The sequence below is a fragment of the Sphingomonas sp. Leaf339 genome (genome assembly GCF_001426195.1).
Taxonomy (GTDB): domain Bacteria; phylum Pseudomonadota; class Alphaproteobacteria; order Sphingomonadales; family Sphingomonadaceae; genus Sphingomonas.
Genome location: NZ_LMRS01000001.1, coordinates 898,055 through 923,260, shown reverse-complemented (window position 1 = coordinate 923,260; position 25,206 = coordinate 898,055). Strand labels below are relative to the sequence as shown.

Annotated in this window: 32 protein-coding genes; 20 read left to right on the top strand and 12 right to left on the bottom strand. The window is 64.5% G+C overall.

Going from position 1 to position 25,206, the window contains the following annotated elements; all coding sequences use genetic code 11:
- Positions 1–6 precede the first annotated feature (6 nt).
- Genes dnaG through ASG67_RS04340 form a run of 3 tightly spaced genes read left to right on the top strand, consistent with a single transcriptional unit; the run spans position 7 to position 4,684 of the window.
- Positions 7–1,890, top strand: a complete 1,884-nt coding sequence (gene dnaG, locus ASG67_RS04350; protein WP_056525644.1) for a DNA primase — start codon at positions 7–9, stop codon at positions 1,888–1,890.
- A complete protein-coding gene (rpoD, locus tag ASG67_RS04345; protein WP_056525641.1) occupies positions 1,890–3,923 on the top strand; it encodes an RNA polymerase sigma factor RpoD in 2,034 nt (677 codons plus the stop codon). The genes dnaG and rpoD overlap by 1 nt, the downstream gene beginning before the upstream one ends.
- A gap of 29 nt (positions 3,924–3,952) precedes the next feature.
- Positions 3,953–4,684 (top strand): glycosyltransferase family 25 protein, encoded by a 732-nt coding sequence (locus ASG67_RS04340; protein WP_056525638.1) that lies wholly within the window; start codon positions 3,953–3,955, stop codon positions 4,682–4,684.
- A 132-nt stretch (positions 4,685–4,816) separates the two neighbouring features.
- Here the strand turns inward: ASG67_RS04340 and rplS are convergent, their stop codons facing one another.
- Positions 4,817–5,209, bottom strand: coding sequence for a 50S ribosomal protein L19 (gene rplS, locus ASG67_RS04335; protein WP_056525635.1), 393 nt, complete (start codon positions 5,207–5,209; stop codon positions 4,817–4,819).
- A complete protein-coding gene (gene trmD / locus ASG67_RS04330; RefSeq protein ID WP_056525632.1) occupies positions 5,206–5,949 on the bottom strand; it encodes a tRNA (guanosine(37)-N1)-methyltransferase TrmD in 744 nt (247 codons plus the stop codon). The genes rplS and trmD overlap by 4 nt, the downstream gene beginning before the upstream one ends.
- Between trmD and ASG67_RS04325 the strand changes: the two genes are divergently transcribed.
- A complete protein-coding gene (locus ASG67_RS04325) occupies positions 5,948–6,895 on the top strand; it encodes an NAD(P)/FAD-dependent oxidoreductase (RefSeq protein ID WP_056525629.1) in 948 nt (315 codons plus the stop codon). The two genes, trmD and ASG67_RS04325, sit on opposite strands and share 2 nt — an antisense overlap.
- A 237-nt stretch (positions 6,896–7,132) precedes the next feature.
- Entirely contained in the window at positions 7,133–8,041 is a 909-nt protein-coding gene (locus tag ASG67_RS04315; RefSeq protein WP_235535038.1) for a Crp/Fnr family transcriptional regulator, read from the top strand.
- A 15-nt stretch (positions 8,042–8,056) separates the two neighbouring features.
- Here ASG67_RS04315 and rimM read toward each other — a convergent pair whose 3' ends face one another.
- From rimM to ASG67_RS04295, 5 genes are all read right to left on the bottom strand, one after another.
- Positions 8,057–8,551, bottom strand: coding sequence for a ribosome maturation factor RimM (gene rimM, locus ASG67_RS04310; protein ID WP_056526531.1), 495 nt, complete (start codon positions 8,549–8,551; stop codon positions 8,057–8,059).
- A complete protein-coding gene (locus tag ASG67_RS18715; protein ID WP_156460624.1) occupies positions 8,529–8,681 on the bottom strand; it encodes a hypothetical protein in 153 nt (50 codons plus the stop codon). Before ASG67_RS18715 ends, rimM begins: the two co-directional genes overlap by 23 nt.
- A 51-nt stretch (positions 8,682–8,732) precedes the next feature.
- Positions 8,733–9,164 (bottom strand): 30S ribosomal protein S16, encoded by a 432-nt coding sequence (gene rpsP, locus ASG67_RS04305; RefSeq protein ID WP_056525622.1) that lies wholly within the window; start codon positions 9,162–9,164, stop codon positions 8,733–8,735.
- A 95-nt stretch (positions 9,165–9,259) separates the two neighbouring features.
- Complete coding sequence (gene ffh, locus ASG67_RS04300) at positions 9,260–10,774, bottom strand: signal recognition particle protein (protein ID WP_056525619.1); 1,515 nt, start codon at positions 10,772–10,774, stop codon at positions 9,260–9,262.
- 165 nt (positions 10,775–10,939) lie between these two features.
- Positions 10,940–11,527 carry a DUF924 family protein gene (locus ASG67_RS04295; protein WP_056525617.1) on the bottom strand — a complete coding sequence of 196 codons (588 nt, stop codon included), beginning with the start codon at positions 11,525–11,527 and terminating at the stop codon, positions 10,940–10,942.
- Here ASG67_RS04295 and mtaB point away from each other — a divergent pair.
- The 3 genes from mtaB to ASG67_RS04280 all read left to right on the top strand — a co-directional run bounded on the left by mtaB (position 11,526) and on the right by ASG67_RS04280 (position 14,376).
- The gene (gene mtaB, locus ASG67_RS04290) at positions 11,526–12,725 is read left to right on the top strand and encodes a tRNA (N(6)-L-threonylcarbamoyladenosine(37)-C(2))-methylthiotransferase MtaB (RefSeq protein WP_056525614.1); all 1,200 of its coding nucleotides are present in this window, start codon (positions 11,526–11,528) and stop codon (positions 12,723–12,725) included. The genes ASG67_RS04295 and mtaB overlap by 2 nt on opposite strands.
- The gene (ftsY, locus tag ASG67_RS04285; RefSeq protein WP_056525611.1) at positions 12,722–13,657 is read left to right on the top strand and encodes a signal recognition particle-docking protein FtsY; all 936 of its coding nucleotides are present in this window, start codon (positions 12,722–12,724) and stop codon (positions 13,655–13,657) included. The genes mtaB and ftsY overlap by 4 nt, the downstream gene beginning before the upstream one ends.
- Before the next feature lie 74 nt (positions 13,658–13,731).
- Positions 13,732–14,376: an inner membrane-spanning protein YciB gene (locus tag ASG67_RS04280; protein ID WP_056526528.1), complete on the top strand. Its 645-nt coding sequence runs from the start codon at positions 13,732–13,734 to the stop codon at positions 14,374–14,376.
- A gap of 135 nt (positions 14,377–14,511) precedes the next feature.
- Here the strand turns inward: ASG67_RS04280 and ASG67_RS04275 are convergent, their stop codons facing one another.
- Positions 14,512–15,123: a superoxide dismutase gene (locus ASG67_RS04275; protein ID WP_056525607.1), complete on the bottom strand. Its 612-nt coding sequence runs from the start codon at positions 15,121–15,123 to the stop codon at positions 14,512–14,514.
- 76 nt (positions 15,124–15,199) lie between these two features.
- Positions 15,200–16,249, bottom strand: a complete 1,050-nt coding sequence (pspF, locus tag ASG67_RS04270; RefSeq protein WP_056525605.1) for a phage shock protein operon transcriptional activator — start codon at positions 16,247–16,249, stop codon at positions 15,200–15,202.
- Positions 16,250–16,416: 167 nt separating this feature from the next.
- On the opposite strand from pspF, the gene ASG67_RS19155 reads away from it, so the two are divergent.
- Genes ASG67_RS19155 through ASG67_RS04225 form a run of 10 tightly spaced genes read left to right on the top strand, consistent with a single transcriptional unit; the run spans position 16,417 to position 19,878 of the window.
- On the top strand, positions 16,417–16,572 hold the full coding sequence (locus ASG67_RS19155; RefSeq protein ID WP_200940709.1) for a hypothetical protein: 156 nt from the start codon (positions 16,417–16,419) through the stop codon (positions 16,570–16,572).
- A gap of 37 nt (positions 16,573–16,609) precedes the next feature.
- The gene (gene pspA / locus ASG67_RS04265) at positions 16,610–17,278 is read left to right on the top strand and encodes a phage shock protein PspA (RefSeq protein WP_056526525.1); all 669 of its coding nucleotides are present in this window, start codon (positions 16,610–16,612) and stop codon (positions 17,276–17,278) included.
- 1 nt (position 17,279) lies between these two features.
- Positions 17,280–17,564, top strand: a complete 285-nt coding sequence (gene pspB / locus ASG67_RS04260; RefSeq protein ID WP_056525602.1) for an envelope stress response membrane protein PspB — start codon at positions 17,280–17,282, stop codon at positions 17,562–17,564.
- 1 nt (position 17,565) lies between these two features.
- Positions 17,566–17,943, top strand: coding sequence for an envelope stress response membrane protein PspC (pspC, locus tag ASG67_RS04255; protein WP_056525599.1), 378 nt, complete (start codon positions 17,566–17,568; stop codon positions 17,941–17,943).
- A gap of 45 nt (positions 17,944–17,988) precedes the next feature.
- Positions 17,989–18,270, top strand: coding sequence for a hypothetical protein (locus ASG67_RS04250; protein WP_056525596.1), 282 nt, complete (start codon positions 17,989–17,991; stop codon positions 18,268–18,270).
- A gap of 14 nt (positions 18,271–18,284) precedes the next feature.
- Positions 18,285–18,599 (top strand): hypothetical protein, encoded by a 315-nt coding sequence (locus tag ASG67_RS04245; RefSeq protein ID WP_056525593.1) that lies wholly within the window; start codon positions 18,285–18,287, stop codon positions 18,597–18,599.
- 10 nt (positions 18,600–18,609) lie between these two features.
- Complete coding sequence (locus ASG67_RS04240; RefSeq protein ID WP_056525591.1) at positions 18,610–18,888, top strand: hypothetical protein; 279 nt, start codon at positions 18,610–18,612, stop codon at positions 18,886–18,888.
- Between the two features lie 27 nt (positions 18,889–18,915).
- Positions 18,916–19,158, top strand: coding sequence for a hypothetical protein (locus ASG67_RS04235; protein WP_056525588.1), 243 nt, complete (start codon positions 18,916–18,918; stop codon positions 19,156–19,158).
- Positions 19,159–19,171: 13 nt separating this feature from the next.
- A complete protein-coding gene (locus ASG67_RS04230) occupies positions 19,172–19,402 on the top strand; it encodes a hypothetical protein (protein ID WP_056525585.1) in 231 nt (76 codons plus the stop codon).
- Between the two features lie 56 nt (positions 19,403–19,458).
- Entirely contained in the window at positions 19,459–19,878 is a 420-nt protein-coding gene (locus ASG67_RS04225) for a SufE family protein (protein WP_056525581.1), read from the top strand.
- 55 nt (positions 19,879–19,933) lie between these two features.
- Here ASG67_RS04225 and ASG67_RS04220 read toward each other — a convergent pair whose 3' ends face one another.
- Together ASG67_RS04220 and ASG67_RS04215 are read right to left on the bottom strand one after the other, a co-directional pair.
- Entirely contained in the window at positions 19,934–20,239 is a 306-nt protein-coding gene (locus tag ASG67_RS04220; protein ID WP_056525578.1) for a hypothetical protein, read from the bottom strand.
- Complete coding sequence (locus tag ASG67_RS04215; RefSeq protein ID WP_056525575.1) at positions 20,236–20,769, bottom strand: J domain-containing protein; 534 nt, start codon at positions 20,767–20,769, stop codon at positions 20,236–20,238. The genes ASG67_RS04220 and ASG67_RS04215 overlap by 4 nt, the downstream gene beginning before the upstream one ends.
- A 177-nt stretch (positions 20,770–20,946) precedes the next feature.
- Between ASG67_RS04215 and ASG67_RS04210 the strand changes: the two genes are divergently transcribed.
- Both ASG67_RS04210 and ASG67_RS04205 read left to right on the top strand, forming a co-directional pair.
- Positions 20,947–22,527, top strand: a complete 1,581-nt coding sequence (locus tag ASG67_RS04210; protein ID WP_056526522.1) for a SulP family inorganic anion transporter — start codon at positions 20,947–20,949, stop codon at positions 22,525–22,527.
- Positions 22,524–23,165 (top strand): carbonic anhydrase, encoded by a 642-nt coding sequence (locus ASG67_RS04205; RefSeq protein WP_056525572.1) that lies wholly within the window; start codon positions 22,524–22,526, stop codon positions 23,163–23,165. Before ASG67_RS04210 ends, ASG67_RS04205 begins: the two co-directional genes overlap by 4 nt.
- Positions 23,166–23,207: 42 nt before the next feature.
- On the opposite strand, the gene ASG67_RS04200 is transcribed toward ASG67_RS04205, so the two are convergent.
- Positions 23,208–25,172 (bottom strand): energy transducer TonB, encoded by a 1,965-nt coding sequence (locus tag ASG67_RS04200; protein ID WP_156460623.1) that lies wholly within the window; start codon positions 25,170–25,172, stop codon positions 23,208–23,210.
- Positions 25,173–25,206 lie beyond the last annotated feature (34 nt).

Genomic DNA, 25,206 nt, shown 5'->3' with positions numbered 1-25,206 from the left:
GCGCGCATGAGCCTCTCACCCGCCTTTCTCGACGAACTGCGCGCGCGCACGTCGTTGTCGGCGTTGATCGGCAAAACCACCAAATTGCAAAAGGCCGGCCGCGAGATGCGCGGTTGCTGCCCCTTCCATAACGAGAAGACGCCCAGCTTCTACGTCAACGACGACAAGGGCTTCTATCACTGCTTTGGCTGTTCCGCGCATGGCGACGCGATCCGGTGGATGACCGACCAGCGCGGCCTGCCGTTCATGGATGCTGTGAAGGAACTGGCCCAGACCGCCGGCATGGAACTGCCCGCGATGGATCGCCAGTCCGCCGCCAAGGCCGAACGCGCCAAGGGCCTGCACGAGGCAATGACCGACGCGGCGGCATGGTTCACCGAACAATTGAACGGGCTGGCCGGCACCGAGGCGCGGGCGCTGCTCGACCGGCGCGGTATCTCGGCGGAGACGGCGCGCACCTTTGGCATGGGCTTCGCACCCGATTCGCGCGGCAAGCTGAAGACCGCGCTGAAGGACTATGGCGACCCGATGCTGGTCGAATCCGGCATGTTGATCCAGGTCGAGGGCAAGCAGCCGTACGACCGGTTCCGCGGCCGCCTGATGATCCCGATCCGCGATGCGCGTGGCCGGACGATCGCGTTCGGTGGCCGCATCCTGGATCAGGGCGAACCGAAATATCTGAATTCCCCCGACACCCCGCTCTTCGACAAGGGCCGCACGCTCTACAACCTCGATCGCGCCGCTTCCGCCGCGCGCAAGGCCGACCGGGTATTGGTGGTCGAGGGGTATATGGACGTCATCGCGCTGGCGCAGGCCGGCATCGGTGAGGCCGTCGCGCCGCTCGGCACCGCGCTGACCGAGGCGCAACTGGAGCGTCTGTGGCGAATGGTCGACGTGCCGATCCTGTGTTTCGACGGGGATGCGGCCGGGCAGAAGGCTGCGCTGCGCGCCGCGCACCGGGCGCTGCCGATGCTGGCGCCGGGTCGCAGCCTGTCATTCGTGACGCTGCCACAGGGGCAGGACCCGGACGATCTGGTGAAGGCCGGCGGCGCGGCGGCGATGGAGAAGTTGCTCGCCGAACCGCAGCCGTTGGTCGATCGCCTTTGGCAAGCAGAACTGGCCGCCGAACCGCTCGATACGCCCGAACAACGCGCGGGGCTGAAGCGGCGGCTGGGCGAACTGGCGGCGGGTATCGCCGATGCTTCGGTGCGGTCGGAATACCAATCCGACTTCCGCCGCCGGTGCGACACGCATTTCACACCCCAGCGCAAACCCTTCGTCCCGTTCCAGCGCGGCAAGCAGCCATGGCGGCCGGGTCCGGCGATCACCAGCGGGCCCGTTACCAGCGAAGCCAAGGCAGTACGAGATACCGGCATCGACCCGGTTCTTGCGAAGGCGGTGCTCGCTGGTTTGATCCGTCACCCTGCGGAGATCGCCCGGCATATGGAGGTTCTTGGCAGCCTCCGTTTGGCCGATGGCGCGCTTGGGCGATTATTTGAGGCGGTGGTCGACTTGGCACTGGAGGACAGGCGCAAAGCAAACGCGCTTGATAGCGCGCACCTCGTCACCATATTGGCAAGGTCAGGTTTCGGGGAGGTCGCCACCGATCTCCTGCGGGCCGATGCCATGCCCTATACGTTCACGCAAAGACTGGGTGATGAAACCCGTGCCCGTGAAGACCTCGACGAGGCGATCGCCATCCTGATCGCCCGGCCCGAGGTGGACGCCCAGCTCGCACAGGCGACCCAGGCGATGCAGACACGCTTCACTGATGAGGCGTTTGAACGGCAAGTGGCACTGGTGAAAGAGAAACAGGCGTTGGAAATGCGACTTGCAAACCTATGTCAGTCGAACGAAGACGCCCGATCGTTGGGATCTGAGGGTAATTGATGGCGAAGGCTAACATGACAGCGGATACGGCAGAGGCTCCGGATACGGGTGACGCACCGCTGATCGATCTCAACGATGCGTCGGTCAAGAAGGTGATCGCCCGCGCCAAGAAGCGCGGTTATATCACCTATGACCAGTTGAACGAGGCGCTGCCGCAGGGTGAAATGACGTCCGACCAGATCGAGGACATGACGTCCGCGCTGTCGGAAATGGGCATCAATATCGTCGAGAATGACGAAGCCGGCGAAGATGGCGAGACCGAAGAGCGCGCCGACGCCGATGACGAGCCGGAGGCCGCCGAGGACGGTGCCGCCGATACCGCGCTGCCGGAAAAGAAGAAGGAAACGATCGATCGCACTGACGATCCGGTCCGCATGTACCTGCGCGAGATGGGAGCCGTGGAGCTGCTGTCGCGCGAGGGCGAGATTGCGATCGCCAAGCGGATCGAGGCTGGCCGGGATACGATGATCCTCGGCCTGTGCGAATCGCCGATCACCTTCAACGCGATCATCGACTGGTCGACCGCGCTGAACGAAGGCACGATGCAGCTACGCGAGATCCTCGATCTCGACGCGATGTTGTCAAAGGGTCCGTCGCCCGAGCAGGTCGAAGGCGCCGAGGACGACGAGAATGGCGAGATCAGCGAGAAGACCGCCGGCGCGTCGTTCAAGGAAGAGGCCGAACCCGAAGAGCCGTCGGCCGACGAGGACGACGAATCGGGTGAAGCCCGCACGCCGCGTGCATCGGATGACGAGGAGGAGGACAACACCCTCTCGCTCGCCCAGATGGAAGAACAGCTGAAGCCGATCGCGCTAGAGCGGTTTGCCAATATCACGGCGCTGTACAAGAAATTCGCCAAGCTGCAGCAGACGCGTCTCGATTCGATGTCCGCCGGTGGCGAGCTGTCGGCGTCGGACGAGCGTAAGTACCAGAAGCTGCGTGAGGACCTGACCGCCGAGGTCGAGAGCGTCCAGTTCCATAACGCGAAGATCGAATATCTCGTCGATCAGCTATATGCCTTCAACCGTCGTCTGACTGCGCTTGGCGGTCAGATGTTGCGTCTGGCCGAGCGCCACAAGGTGCCGCGCAAGGATTTCCTCGACCGCTATATTGGCCATGAGCTAGACGATTCGTGGCTGGCAAGCGTGGGCAAGTTGGACAAGAAATGGACCGCCTTCGTCACCAACGAAGGCGAAGCGGTCGATCGTATCCGCACCGAGATCGGCGAGATTTCGCAGGCGACCGGCATGGCGCTGATCGAGTTCCGTCGCATCGTGAACATGGTGCAGAAGGGCGAGCGCGAAGCCCGTATCGCCAAGAAGGAGATGGTCGAGGCCAACTTGCGCCTGGTGATCTCGATCGCCAAGAAATACACGAACCGCGGGCTGCAGTTCCTCGACCTCATTCAGGAAGGCAATATCGGCCTGATGAAGGCCGTCGATAAGTTTGAATATCGGCGTGGGTACAAGTTCAGCACCTATGCCACGTGGTGGATCAGGCAGGCGATCACTCGCTCGATTGCCGATCAGGCGCGGACGATTCGCATCCCGGTGCACATGATCGAGACGATCAACAAGCTGGTCCGCACTAGCCGCCAGTTCTTGCACGAGCAGGGCCGCGAACCGACCCCAGAGGAGATGGCCGAACGCCTCTCCATGCCGCTGGAGAAGGTTCGCAAGGTGATGAAGATCGCCAAGGAGCCGATCTCGCTCGAAACGCCGATCGGTGACGAAGAAGATTCGCATCTGGGCGACTTCATCGAAGACAAGAACGCGGTCATCCCGGTCGATGCGGCAATCCAGGCTAATTTGAAGGAAACGGTCACCCGCGTCCTCGCCTCGCTGACGCCACGGGAGGAGCGCGTGCTGCGCATGCGTTTCGGCATCGGCATGAACACCGATCACACGCTGGAGGAGGTCGGCCAGCAGTTCAGCGTTACCCGCGAGCGCATTCGTCAGATCGAGGCAAAGGCACTGCGCAAGTTGAAGCACCCGAGCCGTAGCCGGAAGATGCGCAGCTTCCTGGATCAGTAGTCGGAAACGAACCGGGGGGTATCGACGTCATGACGGTAGGACGAGACGCCGGGCAGGCGTTGCTGAGCTTGTCGCCCAATATCCGCATCATCAATCTCGCGAGCCGGACCGACCGGCGTCGCGAGATGGAGCACGAGCTTGCAGAACTGGGACTGGCGATCGGTGGTGATATCCGGTTCGAGGTCGCGGCCCGCCCCGATGAGGCGGGCGATTTCCCGACAATCGGGGCGCGTGGATGCTTTCTCAGCCATCTCGGTATCTTAGAGGCGGCTGTAGCGGACAATTTGCCGTCCGTGACGATCCTGGAGGATGACCTGAGCTTTTCGGCCGAGGAGATTGGCCAAATCAGCTCTGCTGTTGCCGCAGCGAACAAACAGCCATGGTCGATTTTCTATGGCGGTGTTCTGAAATATGGCGACGGTCTGGAGCAAGTGAGGCCAGAGCCGGTGTTCGACGCTGACCCGGATGCCGGCATGATGGGTAGTCATTTCATCGTCGTGCGCGGCGATGCGATTGCGATGCTGACGAAGTACTTTACGGCGATGTTGGGCCGCCCCGCCGGCAGTCCGGAAGGTGGGCCCATGCATGTCGATGGTGCCTATAGCTGGTTCCGCGCCAACCATACCCACATGTTGACCCTGGTGGCCAATCCGGAACTGGGTCATCAGCGGGCATCGCGGACCGACGTTCATGACCTGCGTTGGCATGACCGGGTGCCGGTCGTTCGCGACATCGTCGCGTTCCTCCGCCGTTTTCGCTGATCGACAAAACCGCGAATAGCGGCAAAGGCCGTTCGCTTTATTTTGTTAATCAGCAGTCGGATGGTGCAAATAGAAAAAGGGCGCGGAGGCCGAAGCCTTCGCGCCCTTTCCCTAAGCCATCGACAACCGATGTTACTCGGCTGCGGCCGTGCCCTTGGCCGGACGCGTGTCGCGGCGCTCGGCGATACGAGCCGACTTGCCGGTACGACCACGCAGATAATACAGCTTCGCGCGACGCACGGCGCCCTTGCGGACGACGTCGATCGAATCGATGTTCGGCGAATACAGCGGGAACACGCGCTCAACACCCTCACCGAACGAAATCTTGCGCACGGTGAAGCTGGAACCCATGCCCTTGTTCGAGCGCGCGATGCACACGCCCTCATAGGCCTGGACGCGGGTACGCTCACCCTCGACCACCTTCACGCCGACGCGCAGCGTGTCGCCGGCGCGGAATTCGGGGATTGCGCGCTTTTCGGTCAGCTTGGCGATCTGCTCGGCTTCGAGCGTCTGGATCAGGTTCATGTCTTCAAATCCTCATCGTGCCGCGCGCCAGAGGGAGATCGGACCCGAGCGCCCTCATGGCGCTCCCACAGGTCCGGCCTCCGTAGCCGTGTATCGATCTCTGCCTTTGACTTTCGCCAGGCCGCGATCTTCGCATGATCCCCCGATCGCAGCACTTCGGGGATCGTGCGCCCTTCCCATTCATAGGGGCGGGTGTAGTGCGGATATTCGAGCAGGCCACTTTCGAAGCTCTCGTCATCCCCACTGGAAGGCGCGCCCATTACCCCAGGCAGCAGCCGGACGCAAGCATCGAGCAGGACCAGCGCCCCCATCTCGCCGCCGGACAGGATATAGTCGCCGATCGACACCTGTTCGATCCCGCGCGCCTCTAACAGCCGCTCGTCGAACCCTTCGAACCGCCCGCACAACACGGTAAGGCCAGGGCCGGCCGCCAATGCCCTCACCCGCTCCTGCGACAAGGGCACGCCACGCGGCGTCATCGCCAGCAGCGGCAGGCCGGGCGCGGCGGAGGCGGCATGATCGACCGCGCGCGCCACCACGTCGGCACGCAGCACCATGCCGGCCCCGCCCCCCGCCGGCGTGTCGTCTACGGAACGGTGGCGGTCGGTGGCGAAGTCTCGAATCTGCAACGGATCACACCGCCACCGTCCTTCGTTAAGCGCACGACCCGCGATGGACAGGCCAAGCGGACCGGGAAACATCTCGGGATACAGCGTCAGGACTTGCGCGATGAACGTCATGGCTCCCCATTCCCCCGACGCGGGGCCAGCGCAAGAGGGCGTGGATGACTGCGTCATCATCGGTGCGGGGCCGGCAGGCCTGACGGCGGCGATCTATCTGGCCAGGTTCTGGCTGAAAATCCGGCTGTTCGATTCAGGTAACAGCCGCGCCGCGTGGATACCGCGCACCAATAATCATGCCGGTTATCCCGATGGCATCCCCGGCCAGGATCTGCTGCGCCTGATGCAGGAACAGGCACAGCGATTTGGCGCGGTGCGCGAAGAGGCGACGGTGACGGCGATCGAGCCCGATGGCGATGGCTTTATAGTACGCATCGGCGCTCGCAGCGTCAGGACACGATCGGTGTTGCTGGCGACAGGGGTCGTCAACAATCGGCCCGAGATGGATGCCGGACTGCACAGCCGCGCCTTGGGTGCTGGCCTGTTACGCTATTGCCCGATCTGCGATGGATATGAGGTGACAGACAAACGCGTCGGCATCGTCGGCAAGGGGCAGCATGGCATGAAGGAGGCGCTGTTCCTGCGCGGTTACACACGGGACGTGACGCTGGTCAGCCCGGATGCCGACATGGCGCTGGACGATGCGTGCGCCGCCGCACTGGACGATGCGGGCATCGTGCGGATCGCCGGACCTTGCGGCGGCTTTGCGATCGAGGGCGACCGCTTCGTGTTCGACACGGCGGCGGGCCGAATGTCGTTCGACAGTGTGTATCCGGCGATGGGATCGGTGATCCGGTCCGAGTTGGCCGTAGCGGCCGGCGCGCGCGCAACCGCGGAGGGATGCCTGGAAGTCGACGATCACCAGCGCACCTCGATCCCCGGCCTGTTCGCGGCCGGGGATGTGGTGAAGGGGCTCGACCAGATCAGTCACGCTATGGGTGAGGCAGGCGTCGCGGCCACCACGATCCGCAACATGCTGGGGGATCAGCGGCCGATCAGGCGCTGACGGCCGTTTTTGGATCTGGAAATCGCATCCGAAAACCTTCGCAGCTCGTCATCGTTGACGTCGATCGATGAATTATCCCGATGTGATGGTCGCGGTCGCCGGCCAGTCAACCGGGTGACTGACTTCGATATCACGAATGGCATGAATACCGTGGATGCCATTGCTTTAACTAGGAAAATCTCCCGCCATACTTGCCGCTAGCGATACGATATTAGGCGCCATCCATTTTCGACATCTATGCTGCCCGAACAATTGGTCCATGTTAAGATACTGCATCAGACTTTTGTTTGCCGAGCCGTCGCGCGGACATGTTATGGACGTTCATCGCTGAACGGATATCCGGGCTTTGGCGACCGAGAGATGCTTCGTGCTCCCGCCCTTACGCGGGAAATAATGATGAGTGCTCCTCCGAATCCTCTGCAGTCGCTGATTCGGAATCTTTCGCTGCGCGCCCCACTAGATGCCGATGATTGCCGGTTGATGGCCGCGTTACCGGTCACGGTACGGACCCTGGAGGCATCAACCTATGTGATCCGGGAAGCCGAGCGGCCGGGATCATGTTTCGTGCTGATGGCCGGTTTCGCCTTTCGCCAGAAGCTGACCGGCGACGGGACGCAGCAGATCGTCGCGCTGCATATTCCCGGTGATCCGATCGATCTGCACTATCTGGCGCTCGACGTCGCAGATCACAGCGTCCAGATGTTGACGCGCGGCGATATCGCAGTGATCGCGCGGGCCGACCTGCAACATCTGGTCAAGACCCGGCCGGCGGTGGGACATGCGCTGTTCGCCAACATGCTGGCGGAGACAGCGATTTCCCGCGAATGGATCGTCAATGTCGGACGCCGGAATGCGCTTACACGTACGGCACATCTGCTCTGCGAGCTTGGCGCGCGATTGGAAGCGGCCGACCTGATTGACGAGTATGGCTACGTTCTGCCGATGACGCAGGAGCGGCTGGGCGACGCGCTGGGCCTCACATCAGTTCATGTGAACCGGATGCTGAAGGAGTTGGAAATCGGCGGTCTGATCTCACGCACGAAGCGGAAGATCAATTTTCCCGGATGGGAGCAATTGCGCAGCATCGGAGATTTCAATCAGCGCTATCTGCATCTCCAAGCAGACCTATTCAGCCACTCCGGTTAATCGGTCGAGGCCAACTCATTCTACGAATAGCGGTTCGATTACCAATCGTTCCGGTGACCACTCAGGCACCGCCTCCGGCCGCATCGGCACCATGAAACGCTTCCCGGTCGGCCGTTCAATCTCGATGACATCCCCTGCCCCGAAATTGTCGACGGCGATGACGGTGCCGAGCAGTTCGCCTTCTGGCGTCACAGCCATGAGGCCAAGCAGATCGGCGTGATAATATTCGCCCTCACCCAACGGCGGCAAGGCACCACGCGGGACGGTGAGAGTGGTGCCGCGCAGCGCCTCGGCCGCAGTGCGATCCTTCACCTGCGTAAAGCGAGCGATCGCACCGTTGCCGCCATGGCGTAACGACGTGAGGGTCAGAGCGCCGTCGTTAAAGCTGTGGTGCGCACCGAAGTCCTCCGCGAAGACCTTCAGGCGCACCTCACCTGCGATACCGTGCGCGCCGATGACGGCGGCTAGCGTGACAGGCTGCGTTGGATCAGCGTTGGTGGGGGGAGCCATCATTCTCCGGAGGCGTACCATCGCCGCCCTCGGCGGGCTGCTCGGCCGATCGACCCTTGTTCGTTGCGTCCTCCATGTCGTCGGGCGCAGTGCGGGGGTCGGGGGTGGGGTTCGTATCCATCGTCATCATGCGTGCTCCTGCTGGATAGCGGGATAACGCATGATGACGCGGATCGGCTGCTTACTCGGCGGTCGCTTCGGCAGGTGCCTCAGTCGTCTCGGCTTCCGGCTCAGCGGCCGGCGCGGCCTTGGCGGCGGCGGCGGCTTCCTCGGCTGCCTTCACCTTTTCGGCCCGCTCGTCGGCGCGCTCGGTGGCCTTTTCGCCGGGCTTGCCCTTGTTCGGGTTCTGGCGAGCGGCACGCTCACGCAGGCCGGCGGCATCGAGGAAACGGGCAACGCGGTCGGTGGGCTGTGCGCCGACCGACAGCCAATGCTTCGCACGGTCGGCATCGAGCACGACGCGGTTCTCGGCATCCTTGGCAAGCAGCGGGTTGTAGTTGCCGATCTTCTCGATGAACTTGCCATCGCGCGGGGCGCGCGCGTCGGCGACGACGATGCGGTAGTACGGGCGCTTCTTGGAGCCGCCGCGCGACAGACGAATGCTGATGGCCATGATATTATTCCTTCTTGATATCGTGGTCCCGGCACGCGCCGGGACATGTTGGTTGGATAAGCCCTCTCGCCGCCGCAGCGGGATCGGGCAGGTCGTTATTTCTTCTTGAGAAGTCCTTCGAAGCCGGGTGGCAGCTTGGGCATGCCATCGGCACCACCGCCGAGGCCGGGAAGCCCGCCCCCCGCCTTGCTCATCAGATCGCCCATCCCAGCGCCGCCGATGGCATTGCCGAGCCCGGCCATGCCGCCGCCCATGCCGCCCTTGCCCAGCATCGCCATCATGCCCTTCAGCCCGCCCATCTTCTTGATCTTCTTCATGGCGGTGGACATTTCGAGGTGCATCTTCAGGAGCTTGTTCACCTCCTGAACCGTGGTGCCCGAACCCTTGGCGATGCGGATCTTGCGCTTCGCGTTGATGAGTTCGGGCTTCGAGCGCTCCTTGGCGGTCATCGACCCGATCATCGCATCCATATGGATCAGCATCTTGTCGCTGCCCGGCTGGGCGGCGAGCGCGCCTTGCGCCTTCTTCATGCCGGGCATCATGCCGGCCAGCGCGCCAAGCCCGCCCATCCGACGCATCTGCGCCAGCTGACCGCGCAGATCCTCCATGTCGAACTGGCCCTTGGCCATCTTCATGGCCATCCGCTCGGCGTCTTCGACCTGAATCGATTCGGCGGCGCGCTCGACCAGCGACACGACGTCGCCCATGCCGAGGATACGGCCGGCGACGCGTTCCGGATGGAACGCCTCCAGCGCATCCAACTTTTCGCCGGTGCCGGCAAACTTGATCGGCTTGCCCGTGACGGCGCGCATCGACAGCGCGGCACCGCCACGCGCATCGCCGTCCATCCGGGTCAGCACGATGCCGGTCAGCGGCACCTGATCCGAGAAGTTCTGCGCAACGTTGACCGCGTCCTGACCGGTCAGCGAGTCGACGACGAGCAGGATTTCCTGCGGGCGCGCGATGTCGGCGACCGCCTTCATCTCGTCCATCAGCGCCTGATCGACGTGCAGACGCCCGGCGGTGTCGAGCATCAGGACGTCATAGCCCTGCAACTTGGCCGCCTGCATCGCGCGACGGGCGATCTCGACCGGCTGCTGGCCGGCGATGATCGGCAGCGTCGCGACATCGACTTGGCCGCCGAGCGTCGCCAGCTGTTCCTGCGCATTGGGGCGATTGACGTCGAGCGACGCCATCAGCACCTTCTTGCGCTCGCGACCCGTCAGGGAACCCTGGGTCAGGCGTTTCGCGATCTTGGCGGTCGTGGTCGTCTTGCCCGACCCCTGCAGGCCGACCATCATCACGACCGCGGGCGGCGTGACATCGAGCAGCAACGACGATTCGTCGGCGCCCAGCATCGCGATCAGCGCATCGTGGACGATCTTGACGACTTGCTGACCCGGCGTGACCGACCGCAGGACGTTCTGGCCGATCGCCTGTTCGGTCACCTTGTCGACGAAGTCGCGCGCGACAGGCAGCGCGACGTCGGCTTCGAGCAGCGCCACGCGCACCTCGCGCATCGCCGCGCGGACATCCGCCTCGGTCAGCGCGCCCCGGCCACGCAGGCGGTCGAAGACGCCGCCAAGCCGGTCGCTCAAGCTCTCGAACATGGTGTCACCAACCTCTAAACACGCCAAACGCAAAAGCGCCGGCGGGCGAAAACTCGCCGGCCAGCGTGCACGCCGCGCAAAGGGCGGTCGTGCTGATCTTCAGCGTTCGACAACGAACGTGGGCCGTCCGATAGGCGAACGCGACGGGATTGGCAAGGACGGCGGCTACCAGCCGCCGCCCGTCTCCTCCAGATATCGCCGCTCCGCGTCGCTGCTGTCCCGCCCCAGCGCGTCGTTGCGGCCGGGGAAGCGACCGAACCGCTGGATCACCGTGCGATGATCGCGCGCGAAGGCCAGATTGTTCTCGCGACCCAATGCGGCATATTTCTCGACGCACAAATCCTGCGTCGTCGCATCCTCGGCATGCATCAATGGCAGATAGAGGAAGACGCGCTCGTCATCGGTATAGTCGCCGTCCCACCCCCGCGCGATCGCGTCATGCGTCAGCGACAAAGCGAGCGGATCGGCCGCGAACGCCTCCGCCGTGCCGCGATGGATGTTGCGTGAAAACTGGTCGAGCAGGATGATCGCGGCCAGCAAGGTTTGTGGATCGTCACGCCACCCCGCCGCGCCCGATGCCAGCGCCGCGTCGCGCCATGCACCGAACCGGGTGGCGATGGTCACATCGAGCGCCTCGCTCTTCGCGAAATGCTCCTCCGGGGTCAGCGCGAACCAGAAGTCCCGTATCGCGCCGGCCTGTTCGCGTGGCTGGTCGTGGACTTGCGCGTCGTGCGCCCCTAAATCGCCGATCATGTCGCCTCCTCCTGCGGCCGAGGTGGTCAGCCTCGGATGTCGCCTCAACATAGCCGAAAGCGAAACGATCCGCGCCCTGATCGCGGGGCGGGACATGGTCGTCGTCAACAGTTGCGCCGTGACGAACGAGGCCGTGAAGCAGACCCGCGCCGCGATCCGCCGCGCCGCGCGCGACCGGCCGGGCGCAGCGATCGTCGTCACCGGATGCGCCGCGACGATCGATCCGGCGAGCTTCGCGGCGATGCCGGAGGTCGAGCGCGTGGTCGCCAACGACGCCAAGCTGCTGCCCGCCAGCTGGGGCCGCACCGATGCCCTGCCCGCCACCCTGTTCGACGGCCATGCCCGCGCCTTCGTCGAGGTGCAGAACGGCTGCGACCACGCTTGCACCTTCTGCATCATCCCGCAGGGGCGTGGGTCCAGCCGGTCGATCCCGGCCGGCGCGGTCGTGGATCACATCGCGGCGCTGGTCGATGCCGGCCACCGCGAGGTCGTGCTGACCGGTGTCGATCTGACGAGCTATGGTCACGACCTGCCGGGCGCGCCGTCGCTCGGATTGCTGGTCGAGCGCATTTTGCGCGGCGTGCCCGGCCTGATGCGGTTGCGGTTATCGTCGCTCGATTCGGTCGAGATCGACGACCGGCTGTTCGATCTGGTGACGGGCGAGACGCGGGTGATGCCGCATCTCCACCTGTCGCTACAGGCCGGCAACGACATGGTCCTGAAGCGGATGAAGCGCCGCCATTCCCGCGCCCAGTCGGTGGCGCTGGTGGAGCGGATCAAGGCGCGCCGGCCCGATGTGGCGATCGGTGCGGACCTGATCGCCGGCTTCCCGACCGAGGATGACGCGATGTTCGCCGATACGCTGGCACTGATCGCCGATTGCGACATCGTCCACGCGCATATCTTTCCCTATTCGCCGCGCACCGGCACCCCCGCCGCACGGATGCCGCAGGTCGATCCGGTCGTGCGGCGCGAGCGCGCGGGCCTGTTGCGGCAGGCAGCGGCGACGCGCCGTGCCGCATGGCTGGCGGCGCAGGTCGGCACCGTCCGCACCGTGCTGGTCGAGCGACCCGGCACGCGCGGCCATGCCGACGACTTCGCCGACATCCACCTGACCGCCCATGCCGAACCCGGCACCATCATCCGCGCCGCGATCACCGGCGCCACCGACACCCATCTCATCGGAACCACGGTATGAGCACCACTCCCTCCTGGCATGACAAGCTGCTCGGTGGCTTCCGGCGGACATCCGACCGGCTGGTCGGCAACCTCGCCGGCCTCGGCACCGCGCGGCTGGACGATAACACGCTGGAGGAGATCGAGGAGGCGCTGATCGCCTCCGATCTCGGCCCCGAGACGGCGGGCCATATCCGCACCCGGCTGGCCGAGGGCAGTTTCGAGCGGAACATGGAGGAACTCGGCATCCGCCTCGTCGTCGCGGAGGAGGTGGAGAAGGCGCTGGTCAAGGTCGCACGACCGCTGGAGATCGATGCCTTTCCCCGGCCGCAAGTGATCCTCGTGATCGGCGTCAACGGGTCCGGCAAGACGACGACGATCGCCAAGCTGGCACATCTGTTCATGGAGCAGGATTACGGCGTGATGCTGGCCGCGGGCGACACGTTCCGCGCCGCCGCGATCGGCCAGTTGCGCACCTGGGCCGACCGGGTCGGCGTACCGATCGTCACCGGCAAGGAGGGCGGCGACGCGGCCGGCATCGTGTACGAGGCAGTGAAGCAGGCGACCGCGACGGGCATCGACGTGCTGATCGTCGACACCGCCGGGCGGTTGCAGAACAAGCGCGAGCTGATGGACGAGCTGTCCAAGATCCGCCGCGTCCTCGGCCGCCTGAACCCCGCGGCACCGCATGACGTGGTACTGGTGCTGGACGCCACCACGGGCCAGAACGCGCTGAACCAGATCGAGGTATTCAAGGACGTCGCCGGCGTCACCGGTCTGGTCATGACCAAGCTGGACGGCACCGCGCGCGGCGGCGTGCTGGTCGCCGCGGCCGAACGCTTCGGCCTGCCGATCCATGCGATCGGCATCGGCGAGGGGATGACTGATCTTAGGCCGTTCGACGCGAACGAGGTCAGCCGGATCATCGCCGGTGTCGAGGGGGTGAAGAAGTGACAATCAGGTCGAATATAGTCGACGACGCAAAAAGCCGGACCGTCGAACTGCGTGAGGGCTCAGCCGGCATCCGGATGGCGGTCGATTACGCGCCGCTGGTCGTGTTCTTCCTCGTCAACTTTCTCGCCCCCGCCGAACCGATGATGCGGCTGGTGGCGCAGTTCAGCGGCTGGCTGAACGACATGGACCGCGTCGGCGCGCTGGTGATCGCGCGCGTGATCTGCGCCACCACCGCCTTCATCATCGCCACGGTCATCGCTATCGTCGTGTCGCGCGTGAAGCTGGGCAGCGTATCACCGATGCTGTGGATTTCGGGTGTGCTGGTCGTGATATTCGGCGGCCTGACCGTCTATTTCCACGATCCCCGCTTTATCCAGATGAAGCCGACCATCGTGTATGCCACCTTCGCCAGTGTGTTGGGCTTCGGCCTCGTCACCGGGCGACCGTTGCTGGAGGGGTTGCTGGGTTCCGCCTATCCAGGCCTGTCGGCGCTCGGCTGGCGCAAGCTGACGCGCAACTGGATGATATTCTTCGTTGCCATGGCGATCCTGAACGAGATCGTCTGGCGCAACGCCGGCTGGGATTTCTGGGTGGGGTTCAAGCTGTGGGGCGCGATCCCGCTGACGCTGGGTTTCGCGATCGCGAACCTGCCGATGCTGATGCGGCACGGGTTGCAGGCGGGTGAAGGCGCGGTGGCCAAGGAATTGCCGCCGGAGTAAGGGGCAGTCGTAAGACCACCCCTCTCCCACATTCTCATGCCAGCGAAGGTTGGCATCTCCCGGAAATCGGTAAGTACCTGACTACCGGGAGACGTCAGCCTTCGCTGGGGCGACGACAGATGTTTGTCGGTTCGTTTATGCCGCTACTGCGTAGTACCGCTCGCCGACCTTGTCCCAGTCGACCACGTCCCACCATGCCTTCAGATAACCCGGCCGGTCGTTCATGTACGTCAGGTAATAGGCATGCTCCCACACGTCGTTGCCCAGCAGCGGCGTGCCCGGCTCCTTGGCGTCGTCCATCAGGGGGTTGTCCTGATTGGGGGTCGACGTGACCTTCAGCTTTCCGCTCGCATCGGCGATCAGCCATGCCCAGCCGGAACCGAACTGGCCCGCGCCCTTTGTGTTGAATTCTTCCTTCAGCTTGTCGAGCCCGCCAAAATCGCGGTCGATCGCCTCGGCCAGCTTGCCCGATGGCGCGCCGCCACCCTTCTTCATGGTGTTCCAGAAGAAGTCGTGGTTCCAGAAGCCGCCGCCGTTGTTGCGGATACCGGCCGGCAGCGTCGAGATCATGCCAAGGATGTTCTCGATCGTCTTGCCTTCCAGCTTCGAATCGGCGGCAACGAACTCGTTCAGCTTGTTGGTATAGGCGGCGTGGTGCTTGTCGTGGTGGAACGTCATCGTCTCCTTCGAGATCGTCGGCTCCAGCGCGTCATAGTCATAAGGAAGGGGCGGCAGTTCGAACGCCATGGGGCTTCTCCTGATTGAGCCTGAATGAGACGGTGCGAGAAACGCACGCCACGCTCAATTGGTCCCCCGGCGTGCGTTACGCAACCGTTCCGATCAGATCGTGACGGCGCAGCGCATGGCGAAGCTGGTCGTAGGACAGGCCCAGCGCATCGGCGGTCTGGCGCTGGTTGAAGCGGTTTTCCGCCAGACTTCGCGTCAGCAGGTCGCGCTCGAACAGGGCCACGCGGGATTTGAAATCGGATGGCCCGACCTCGCACGCCGTCACCTCGTCGTCCTGCACCGGCTGGTCCGTCCCCGCCCCTGCCATGACGCTTGCCTCGGCGCGTGGCATCGCAGGGCCTCGCGATTGCGGGCGGTAGGGAGACGCGAACGGATCGATCTCGATCGAATCGATTGGCCCGCCATGTTCCCAGCGATACACCGCCCGCTCCACCACGTTGCGCAATTCGCGGACGTTGCCGGGCCAGCGATGCTTCAGCAACTGATCCACCGCGACCGGGCCAAATCCTGGCCAACGCTCCCGCCCAAGTTCCGCCGCCATCCGCCGCCCGAAGTGATCCGCCAGCACATGAATGTCGCCCGCACGGCTGCGCAACGGCGGCAATGTTACGACCTCGAACGATAGCCGGTCGAGCAGGTCGGCGCGAAACTCGTGATGGTCCACCTTGTCGGGCAAGTGTTCGTTGGTCGCGGCAACGATGCGGACATCGACCCGCATCGGGCGCGACGATCCGATCCGCGTGATCTCGCCATATTCCACCGCGCGCAGCAGGCGTTCCTGCGCCGCCATCGACAGCGTGCCTAGCTCGTCGAGGAACAGGGTGCCGCCGTCCGCCTCTTCGAAACGTCCGACTCGTGCCTTGGTGGCACCGGTGAAGGCCCCCGCCTCGTGCCCAAACAACTCCGCCTCGATCAGCGTCTCGGGCAGCGCCGCGCAGTTCATGATGACCAGCGGATGGTCCCAGCGCTGGCTGAGGCGATGGAGTCGCTCGGCGACCAGTTCCTTGCCCGTCCCGCGTTCGCCAATGACCAGCACGGGGCGATCGAGCGCGGCCGCGCGGCTCGCACGTTCGAGGGCATCGAGGAACGCCCCCGACTGACCGATGACCTGGCTAGCCCGTTCCATCGCCAATGTTTGGCGCAAAATACCAAGTTTGCGCAACCCGCCACATCAACCAACGCGCCAGAAATCGCGTTAGCCGCTGTTTTTCCACGTTTTTCAAAACTGGCACGGCCCCTGCAAAGCATCAGATATCCCGCCGACAGCGCGGCCAACCAGATACGGAGGCAATGATGTTCAACGACCTGACCCACAAGTTCGCCGCCCTCGCCCTCACCGTCGTCATGAGCGCCACCTGCGTGCTCGCCGCCGTCGGTCCGGCGGCGGCGAATGACGGCTCGATGAAATCGGGTGCGGCAGTCGCCACGGCGACCCGGTTCGTGGCATAAGGGCGTGAACGCCATTTCCGCCCCTCAGGAGTTCATGATGGGAATATTCAGCCGCACCCGCGACATCGTCGCCGCCAACTTCGCCGACCTGCTCGATAAGGCCGAAGATCCGGCGAAGATGATCCGGATGATCATCCTTGAGATGGAAGAGACGCTGGTCGAGGTCCGCGCCTCGGCCGCCCGCACCATCGCCGACCAGAAGGAAATGCGTCGGCACATCGCCAAGCTGGATCAGTTGCAGGCCAACTGGACCGAAAAGGCGGAACTGGCCCTGTCGAAGGACCGCGAGGACCTGGCCAAGGCCGCGCTGATGGAACGCCAGAAGGCGGCCGACATGGCCGAGCAGCTGAAGGCGGAGGTGCAGGTGCTGGACGACGGCCTGCGCGCATCGGAAGAGGACATCGCCAAACTGCAGGGTCGCCTGCGCGAGGCGCGCAACAAGCAGTCGACGATCCAGACCCGGCTGGAAAGCGCCAACAATCGCTATCGCCTGCGCGATGCCTATGCCGGCCCCAAGACGCAGGAGGCATTCAGCCGCTTCGGCGAACTGGAACGCCGCGCCGACGAGGCGGAGGGCCGCGCCGAGGCGATGGGCCTGGGTGTCAGCAAGAGCCTGGAAGACGAGATCGCCGAGCTTCGCCAGAGCGACCGCGTCGACGCCGATCTGGCCGCGCTGAAGGCGCGCCTGAACAAGTCGGAGGGCTGACATGGATATCGAAGGCTTGGTAGCCATTCTCGCCGCCCTTGTCGGCCTACCCTGGATCATCCTCCATTACGTGACGAAATGGCGTGCTGCGCCGAAGATCACCGAGGAAGACGAGCGGATGCTGGACGAGATGTACAATCTCGCCCGCCGTCTGGAAGACCGCCTGAACACCGTCGAACGGATCGTGGCCGCCGACAATCCCGACTGGAAGCCGGGCCTGAACGCACCGCAGACGCCGACACAGTATCAGATCAACCGCAACCCCAATTTCGATCGGAGCAACTGAGATGGCTGCCCGTACCCAATTCTATCTGAACAAGCAGGAAGCCAAGTGGAAAGGCGTCTGCGCCGGGATCGCCGATTACACCGGGATCGATGTGCTCTGGGTCCGCCTGGGCGTGGCCGGCATGACGATCGTCGCGCAACAATGGTGGCTGGTGATCGCCTATATGGTGACGGCCTGGATCGTCGATCCGAAGCCGATCGGCCTTTACGACACAGCCGACGACGCCAGGTTCTGGCAGGGTGTCCGCTCGAACCCCAAGCGGTCGAGCGCCGAGGTCCGGTCGAAACTGCGCGATATCGATCGCCGGCTGGCCGACATGGAAACCCATTACACCAGCCGCAATACCGCGCTCGCCAACGAGATCGACGCGCTGCGCTGACCCTTCGCCCCACGGCGAACCACAACGAGATCAGGGAGAAAGACGATGGACTGGGGTGGACCGTTCTTCGTGCTGGCGATCATCGCCATGTCGACCGGCGGATGGGTCGTGAACAACTGGATACGCGCCAAGCACGGCTATGCGCCGAGCGACGACTGGGGCAACACCGATGACCCCGAGGCGCGCCGGCACATGAAGCTGCTCGTGAACGAGAATGAAAAGCTGGTGGGCAAAGTCAGCCGGCTGGAGGAGCGGATCGCGGTGCTGGAACGCATCGCCACCGACCCCGCCGAACGCACTGCCCGCGACATCGACGCATTGCGCTGAACGGAGACGCCATTATGCCATTCCCCTTTGATGCTTTCGTCCCCGTCGCGGTCATTCTGGGACTGTCCGGTATCGGTGGCTGGGTGCTGACCACCTGGATGCGGATCAAGAACGGCTATCCGCTGGACGGCGCCTGGGGTCAGGCGATCTATCCCCGCAAGGATCAGGAGACCGCCGAGCGGATCAAGCTGCTCAGTCAAGAGAATGCCCAGCTGCGGGCCGAAGTGGGATCGATGAAGGACCGGCTGGTCGTCGTCGAACGGATCGTGACCGACAGCGGCAATCTGCTGAGCCACGAGATCGATCGCCTTCGCAGCCATCCGAACTGAGGGTCAGACGATGTCACCCTTACTCATTCCCATCCTCGGCATATCCTGCGGCCTGCTCGCCATCATCGGCGGTGTCTTCGTCAAACCGTGGTTTGCGTACCAACATCGGCGGATGGAATTGGAAGCAAGCATGGTGGCCGAAAAGGCGGCGCAATATGCCGCCCAGACGGAACGGCTCGAACAGCGGGTCCGGGTGCTGGAACGCATCGTCACCGATCGGGGTATGGACCTGTCCGACGAAATCGAACGACTGCGCCGGGATCAGCCGAAAACGATCAAGCTGGGCTAACCGGCGTCAATTCAGGGAGTAACGAATATGAATCCCTTTTCCATGGTCGTCGCAATCGTCTTCATGGTGATGGCGACCAGGCTGTTATCACAACGATACAAGTGGACCGATCGGCGGGAAAACGATGCAACGCAGAATGCCGACGCATTACGCACGCAGGAAGAGATGCGGCAACTGAAGGAACGCGTTGCCGTGCTGGAACGCGTCATCACCGACAACCATGGCAGCCTGGGTCTCGATCGCGAGATCGAGCGGCTGCGCGACCGCTAGAAGGAGGCGGGTCATGATCGATCCATTCACCACCGTTACCCTGTCGCTGGCGGGCCTGACCGGCTTGGGCATGATCGTGGCGGGCGGCCTTGCAGGCTGGCGCGGCTGGTTGCAGTTGAAGCGCAACGAGATGGACCAGGGCGGCCACGCCCCCCTGCCCACCGCCGGCGCCCGCATCGAGATCGCCGACCTGCGCGAGCGGATCAAGAAGCTGGAAGCGATCGCGGCCGGTGTCGATCTCTAAGGGATCGACTCCGCCTGGCAGTTGTCGCGGATGACGCAAGCCGCTACCCGCCGGCCATGTCCAGCACCGCCCCCAGCCTTTCCGACATCCACGACGAATACGACTTTCTCGACGCCGACGACCGCTATCGGTTGCTGATCGATCTGGGCAAGGCGCTGGAACCGATGCCGGACGCGCTGAAGACCGATGCGACGCTGGTCCGCGGCTGCTCCGCCTCCGTCTGGGTCTATCCGACCCGCGCCGACGACGGCACGCTGCACTTTCTGGCCGACTCGAACGCCGCGATCACCAAGGGTATCATCGCTCTGGTTCTGATCGCGGTGCAGGACCGGCAACCCACGGCGATCCTGAAGACGGACGTGGCAGAGGAACTGGCGCCGTTCGAACTCAGCCGGCAGTTGAGCTCGAACCGAACGCAGGGCATTCCGAACATGATCGCGCTGATCCGTGAAACGGCCGCGCGCTACGCAAAGTAGCCGTTGCCCAACGTTCCCCAGCGGAGACCGGAGAACAGAGCAAATTAGCGGACGGCTAATCCACGCGGTCGGCAAACCCCAGTTGCGTCACCACGGCATCGACCGACTCACCCGGATCGACCACCAGCCACGCCGCTGGCCGCGCCGCACTGACCACCGCCACCGCGCGCTTGGGACACAGCTTCAGGCATTTCGTCTCGATAACCCCGAAATCAGCCTTCCGCCCCTTGCCTGCGCGCTGGCGCAGTACCTTGGCCAGCGATGTGCGGCCGTCATCGCCGAACCCGCCAGACACTTTCTTCGAACATTTTCCGCAGACCAGCACGACGCCGCGCCAGCGGCTCTTGGCGATGCGGATCACGCCGCGGTCCGACGCTCTTCGGCGGCGCGGAGCACTTCATACGCGGCCTGTACCGCCTGGAAGCGGACGGCGGCATCGGGGTCGCCCGGCCGCACGTCAGGATGGTTCTCCTTGGCGAGCTTGCGCCACGCGCCCCGGATTTCCTCGAAACCGGCCTCTTCCTCCAGCCCCAACGCGGTCAGCGCGCGGAGCTCGTCGCGAGACCGGCTACCGTCGCCCGGGCCACTCCAGGCGTAATGGCGTGACCGCTCGTATCCGGCTGCCGTCCCCGATTCGTCCGCCTCGCGCGCGGCCGCTTCTTCCGCTGACAGGCCCTCGAAATAGTCCCAGCCACGATTGTACTCGCCGGCGTGGGTCTGGCAGAACCACCAGCGATCGGGATTATTGGGCGATTTCGGCGCGGGGCAATTGCCCGGTTCCTTACAGCCATGGCGGTCGCACAGGCGCACGGTTTCCGCCTCGCGGCCAGCGCTGTAACCGCGCCATCGGGGAAAGCCCCAGTCGTTGGATCGTGTCGGGCGATACGCCATAGCCTGCCGACATAGGCGTCCAATGCCGCGACGCAACCTCGATACGGTCGTTTCGGCCCTTCGCCGTTGCACGGGCTGCAATCGTGATCTATGCGACGAGGCAGATGACAGATATGTCATGTTAAGTTCATGTCCGATACGGACATTGGCTTCGACACCTTAGCGACAGGAGCCCTGGTGCCGTCCTCGAAATCCTTGCTGGCCACCGCCCGTACTGACGTACCGGCTTCCATCGTGGTGGCGCTCGTCGCGCTGCCGCTATGCCTTGGGGTGGCGTTAGCCTCCGGCGCCCCGCTCTTTTCCGGCGTGATCGCCGGGATCGTCGGCGGCATCGTCGTCGGCGCCCTGTCGCGATCCTCTCTTTCGGTGTCGGGGCCGGCGGCGGGCCTGACGGTGATCGTCCTCACCGCGATCGAAAGCCTGCCCTCCTACCAGGTATTCACGCTGGCGGTGATGCTGGCCGGCGTGCTTCAGTTGGGGTTCTCGTTCACCAAGGCCGGTATCCTGGCCGAATTCGTCCCCTCGTCCGTCATCACCGGCATGCTGGCGGCGATCGGCCTGATCCTGATCCTGAAGCAGATTCCCCACGCCGTCGGTTTCGATGCCGAGGCTGAGGGCATTTTCGAATTCAGTACCGAGGCCGGCGTCAACACCTTCTCACGCATCGCGGAAAGCCTGACCGGCAGCATCACGCCGGGCGCCACGATCATCGCGCTGGTGTCGCTCGCGTTCCTGTTCTGGTGGGATGCCGCCCGGCCGAACAAGGGGCCGTTGCGGTTCGTGCCGGGGCCGTTGGTCGTCGTGTTGATCGGCGTGTTCGGCAACGCGCTGCTCGGTGCGGTGAAGCCCGAGTGGCAACTCACCGCGAAGCATCTTGTTCAGGTGCCCAGGGCCGCTAATCCGTCGGAATTCATCGCGCTGTTCAGCCTGCCCGACTTCACCGCCATCGGCACCGGCGCGGTATGGAGCACCGCCGCCACGCTCGCGATCGTCGCCAGCCTGGAATCACTGCTGAGCGTGAAGGCGGTGGACGAGATCGACCCGAAGCGCCGCACCACCGACAAGAACTGGGAATTGATGGCGCAGGGCGGCGGCAACATCGTGTCCGGCCTGATCGGTGGCCTGCCGGTTACCTCGGTCATCGTTCGATCCTCCGCCAACGTCGATGCGGGCGCCGACAGCAAGCTGTCGACGATCCTGCACGGCACCTGGCTGTTGCTGTCGGTCGCGCTGATCCCGGCGATCCTGAACCTGATTCCGCTGTCGGCGCTGGCCGCCGTGCTGATCGCGACGGGGTACAAGCTGACCAAGCCCAAGCTGTATATAGCCCGCTTCAAACAGGGCTGGACGCAGTTCGTGCCGCTGGTCGTTACCGTCGTCGCGATCCTGTTCACCGACCTGCTGGAGGGGATCATGATCGGCATGGTCGTCGGCTTCGTCTTCGTGATCGGACGCAATTTCCGCACCGCGATCACGGTGGCGCATGACGGTGACGACTGGCTGATCCGCGCTCGTCGCAACCTGTACTTCATCCACAAATATGAATTGCAGAAGCGGTTGGGGCTGGTGCCGGACGGCGCGAACGTGATGATCGACCTGACCTCGACCAGCTATGTCGATCTCGACAATATCGACATCATCAACGCCTTCATCAAGAACGCACACTATCGCGGCATCGGCGTCGTCGTGCGCGGCGACATCGCCGATCGCAGCGCGCCGTTGATCGACGCGCCTGTTTCCGGGGTCCGGTTGGTATGAAACAGTCCAAGCAACTCCTGCTCGCCAACCGCGCCTGGGCGGTCGAGCTGACCGACGAGAATGCTGATTTCTTCAGCCGCAGCGTGGCGGGCCAGAAGCCGGAATTCATGTGGATCGGCTGTTCCGGCAGCCGCGTCAGCCCGGAACAGAAGACGCAGTCGCTACCCGGCCGGATGGTCATCCACAGCAACATCGCCAATCTGGTCAATCCCGAAGACCTGAACCTGATGAGTACGTTGCAGCACGCCGTCGACGTGCTGGCGGTGCCAAACATCATCGTCTGCGGCCATCATGGCTGCGGCGGGATCAAGACGACGCTGAGCGGCAGCGCCACCGGTCCTGTCAAACGCTGGCTGGAACCCGCCCACGCCGCGTTGTGCGATCATGCCGACGAGGTGCACGCCCTGCCGGAGGGCGAGGCGCAGGTGAACCGGCTGGTTGAGGTCAACGTCCGCGATCAGCTCATCAATCTCGCCCGTACCGACACCGTGCAGGCGGCGTTCGCGCGCGGGCAGGACCTGACGCTGTACGGCTGGGTCTATGACATCCGCGACGGCCTGCTAAAACCGCTGATGGAGATCGACCGTCACACCGCGCTGGATCAGGTCGGCCGACCGGAGCCGGTGCTGACCGTGTGACCGCAGGCAGACCCGCCGCGTTCAGGCGGCGGGTCTGTTCGCTCAACCGGGCAGTCGGAACACGACGCGCCGTACGGTGCCACCACAACCCAGTCCGCCATCGGGTCGATAGGTCTTGGCGAATTTCGCCGTGTCGAAGAACTTCGAACCAGCCTCCGAAAAGATGAAGGGCGGATAGCTGAGCAACGCCCGCGTGTGCTCGCTGCGGCCATCGGCGCTGACGTCGAACTGTGTCACCGTCCACCCCTCGAAGCCCCAGCGCATCGCCTCCATCGGAAAGGCACGCGACCCGATATCCGACACCATCTTCGGTGGCGCATCCATGATCGCACACTGGCTGGCAGACAGGCCGGTATCAGCAAAGGTGTTGCGCGCCGCCTGCACCTGCCCGGTCCGCTGTTCGATCGATGCGATGCGGATCAGCGCCCCGACGCGCAGCGGATCGTTGGCCGCCAGCGCTTTGTCGGTCGCGACCGGGCGCAGCGTGGCGATCACCGCCTCGCCACCCTTGCCATTGTCGATCCCGTCGGCGATCAACAGACGGATGGCCGAGCGCGCCTGGGGATCGACGGCATAGGCTGGATCGCTCAGCAAGGGGGTGAGCAATCGCTGCACGACCGCCGGTTTCCACCAGTCCGTCATCGATCCAGACCGCGCCGCGACATCGAAGGTCAACCGCGCCAGCGGCGGCGCCGACTGTGCGGTGGCGATCGTCAGGCCGCGCCGGGCCAGCTCGGCGGTTTCCTCCCGCGACACGATGCCGTTGTTCATCAATCGGTACACCGCCGCCAGCGTCGCCAGCGAGGATGGTGACGCCTTCTCGGCCGCGGTCAGTGCCGCGCGCTGTTGCGGCAGCGCCGCTGCCTGCGTTCCCTCGGGCGGCGGGGGTACGGCGGCGCCCTTGCCGGCCAACCACTGCTCCAGCGCCGCATCAAGGGAACTGCCGATCGACGGCCGCTCGAATGCCGTCGAACACCGCATCTCGACCCGCGCATTGTATCGATAGAAGGGGGGGATCGATGCGACCTTGTCCGGCTGCCACGACCAGCCCCGCACCGCGCGGGCGAAGGCCAGTCCGACCTGCCCCTTGCCGGTGGCATAGACCGGCGCGGCGCGCGACACGCTGCCATCGGGATCGATGCTGAATTCAACCACGGCGACATCGTCCGGTTTCAGGCCGGCATCGCCACCGCAATCCGGCGCCCGCATCTCGGATGCCGGATCGAACTCGCCCTTGCTCAGGCGGCCGGCCCCCGTCATCGCCATGTAGCGGCGCGCTTCGTCCGGGTTCTTGTAGAGCAACAGCGCGATCGCCGCGTCCGACCGGGCGGACACGTCCTGCAGATTGGTCGACGTGGTCAGGCCACCCAACAACGTCACCGCCTTCACCGCGCTCGCCCGCGCGCCGGCGAAATCGCCCTGATTGAGCAGCAGCCGCGTATGCCGGCGCTGGATCATCGCCGTCACCGACTTGTCCAGCTTCATCGTGGCCGCCTGCGCATATAGACGCCCCAGCGTCGTGCTTGCGGCCGCCGGGTCGGTGAAGATCTGCGTCTCGACCAGCCACAATTGCGCGCTCAGCTTCTGCGTCGGTGCCGGTGCCGTGGCTTCGGCCTGTGCGAAGGCAGCGGCAGCGCCGGCATAATCCAGCGCGCTCATCGCCACGCCGCCGATGGTGAAGTACGCATCGTACCGGTCGCCCATGAGCGTCGCATCCGTCGCCGGCAGCTTCTCCAGCCCCGCCCGCGCCGCCGCCACCGCGTCGTCACGGCGACCGACTAACATGAGAGCGTTGCTCTTGCGTACCAGCACGATCGCATTGCTACGCGTGCCGGGCTTCGTCCGCTTCTCTAGTGCCTCCCACGCGGCCAGCGCGGCGGCGTGATCGGTGCCGGCGTCCAGCGCCGTCGCCGCCTCGAAATCCTGCTGCACGCTTCGTGCCGGCTGCTGTGCCGTGGCGGCCGACGCGAGCAACAGCCCGGCGCCGACGATCATTCCCCTGTTCACGCGAATCCCCATCCCGATTGATCGGCGGCATCGT

Bases quoted from the DNA above. Each gene is read 5' to 3' on its own strand.
- ASG67_RS04250 (WP_056525596.1), top strand. From the start codon at position 17,989: ATGGACTGGGGTGGACCGTTCTTCGTGCTGGCGATCATCGCCATGTCG.
- ASG67_RS04340 (WP_056525638.1), top strand. From the start codon at position 3,953: ATGACGGTAGGACGAGACGCCGGGCAGGCGTTGCTGAGCTTGTCGCCC.
- ftsY (WP_056525611.1), top strand. From the start codon at position 12,722: ATGAGCACCACTCCCTCCTGGCATGACAAGCTGCTCGGTGGCTTCCGG.
- pspB (WP_056525602.1), top strand. From the start codon at position 17,280: ATGGATATCGAAGGCTTGGTAGCCATTCTCGCCGCCCTTGTCGGCCTA.
- ASG67_RS04295 (WP_056525617.1), bottom strand. From the start codon at position 11,527: ATGATCGGCGATTTAGGGGCGCACGACGCGCAAGTCCACGACCAGCCA.
- ASG67_RS04245 (WP_056525593.1), top strand. From the start codon at position 18,285: ATGCCATTCCCCTTTGATGCTTTCGTCCCCGTCGCGGTCATTCTGGGA.
- dnaG (WP_056525644.1), top strand. From the start codon at position 7: ATGAGCCTCTCACCCGCCTTTCTCGACGAACTGCGCGCGCGCACGTCG.
- rpsP (WP_056525622.1), bottom strand. From the start codon at position 9,164: ATGGCCATCAGCATTCGTCTGTCGCGCGGCGGCTCCAAGAAGCGCCCG.
- pspF (WP_056525605.1), bottom strand. From the start codon at position 16,249: ATGGAACGGGCTAGCCAGGTCATCGGTCAGTCGGGGGCGTTCCTCGAT.
- pspC (WP_056525599.1), top strand. From the start codon at position 17,566: ATGGCTGCCCGTACCCAATTCTATCTGAACAAGCAGGAAGCCAAGTGG.
- ASG67_RS04315 (WP_235535038.1), top strand. From the start codon at position 7,133: ATGCTGCCCGAACAATTGGTCCATGTTAAGATACTGCATCAGACTTTT.
- ASG67_RS18715 (WP_156460624.1), bottom strand. From the start codon at position 8,681: ATGATGACGATGGATACGAACCCCACCCCCGACCCCCGCACTGCGCCC.
- trmD (WP_056525632.1), bottom strand. From the start codon at position 5,949: ATGACGTTCATCGCGCAAGTCCTGACGCTGTATCCCGAGATGTTTCCC.
- ASG67_RS04205 (WP_056525572.1), top strand. From the start codon at position 22,524: ATGAAACAGTCCAAGCAACTCCTGCTCGCCAACCGCGCCTGGGCGGTC.
- ASG67_RS04230 (WP_056525585.1), top strand. From the start codon at position 19,172: ATGATCGATCCATTCACCACCGTTACCCTGTCGCTGGCGGGCCTGACC.
- ffh (WP_056525619.1), bottom strand. From the start codon at position 10,774: ATGTTCGAGAGCTTGAGCGACCGGCTTGGCGGCGTCTTCGACCGCCTG.
- ASG67_RS04240 (WP_056525591.1), top strand. From the start codon at position 18,610: ATGTCACCCTTACTCATTCCCATCCTCGGCATATCCTGCGGCCTGCTC.
- ASG67_RS04280 (WP_056526528.1), top strand. From the start codon at position 13,732: ATGGCGGTCGATTACGCGCCGCTGGTCGTGTTCTTCCTCGTCAACTTT.
- ASG67_RS04325 (WP_056525629.1), top strand. From the start codon at position 5,948: ATGGCTCCCCATTCCCCCGACGCGGGGCCAGCGCAAGAGGGCGTGGAT.
- pspA (WP_056526525.1), top strand. From the start codon at position 16,610: ATGGGAATATTCAGCCGCACCCGCGACATCGTCGCCGCCAACTTCGCC.
- ASG67_RS19155 (WP_200940709.1), top strand. From the start codon at position 16,417: ATGTTCAACGACCTGACCCACAAGTTCGCCGCCCTCGCCCTCACCGTC.
- mtaB (WP_056525614.1), top strand. From the start codon at position 11,526: ATGTCGCCTCCTCCTGCGGCCGAGGTGGTCAGCCTCGGATGTCGCCTC.
- rimM (WP_056526531.1), bottom strand. From the start codon at position 8,551: ATGGCTCCCCCCACCAACGCTGATCCAACGCAGCCTGTCACGCTAGCC.
- ASG67_RS04215 (WP_056525575.1), bottom strand. From the start codon at position 20,769: ATGGCGTATCGCCCGACACGATCCAACGACTGGGGCTTTCCCCGATGG.
- rplS (WP_056525635.1), bottom strand. From the start codon at position 5,209: ATGAACCTGATCCAGACGCTCGAAGCCGAGCAGATCGCCAAGCTGACC.
- ASG67_RS04275 (WP_056525607.1), bottom strand. From the start codon at position 15,123: ATGGCGTTCGAACTGCCGCCCCTTCCTTATGACTATGACGCGCTGGAG.
- ASG67_RS04225 (WP_056525581.1), top strand. From the start codon at position 19,459: ATGTCCAGCACCGCCCCCAGCCTTTCCGACATCCACGACGAATACGAC.
- ASG67_RS04235 (WP_056525588.1), top strand. From the start codon at position 18,916: ATGAATCCCTTTTCCATGGTCGTCGCAATCGTCTTCATGGTGATGGCG.
- rpoD (WP_056525641.1), top strand. From the start codon at position 1,890: ATGGCGAAGGCTAACATGACAGCGGATACGGCAGAGGCTCCGGATACG.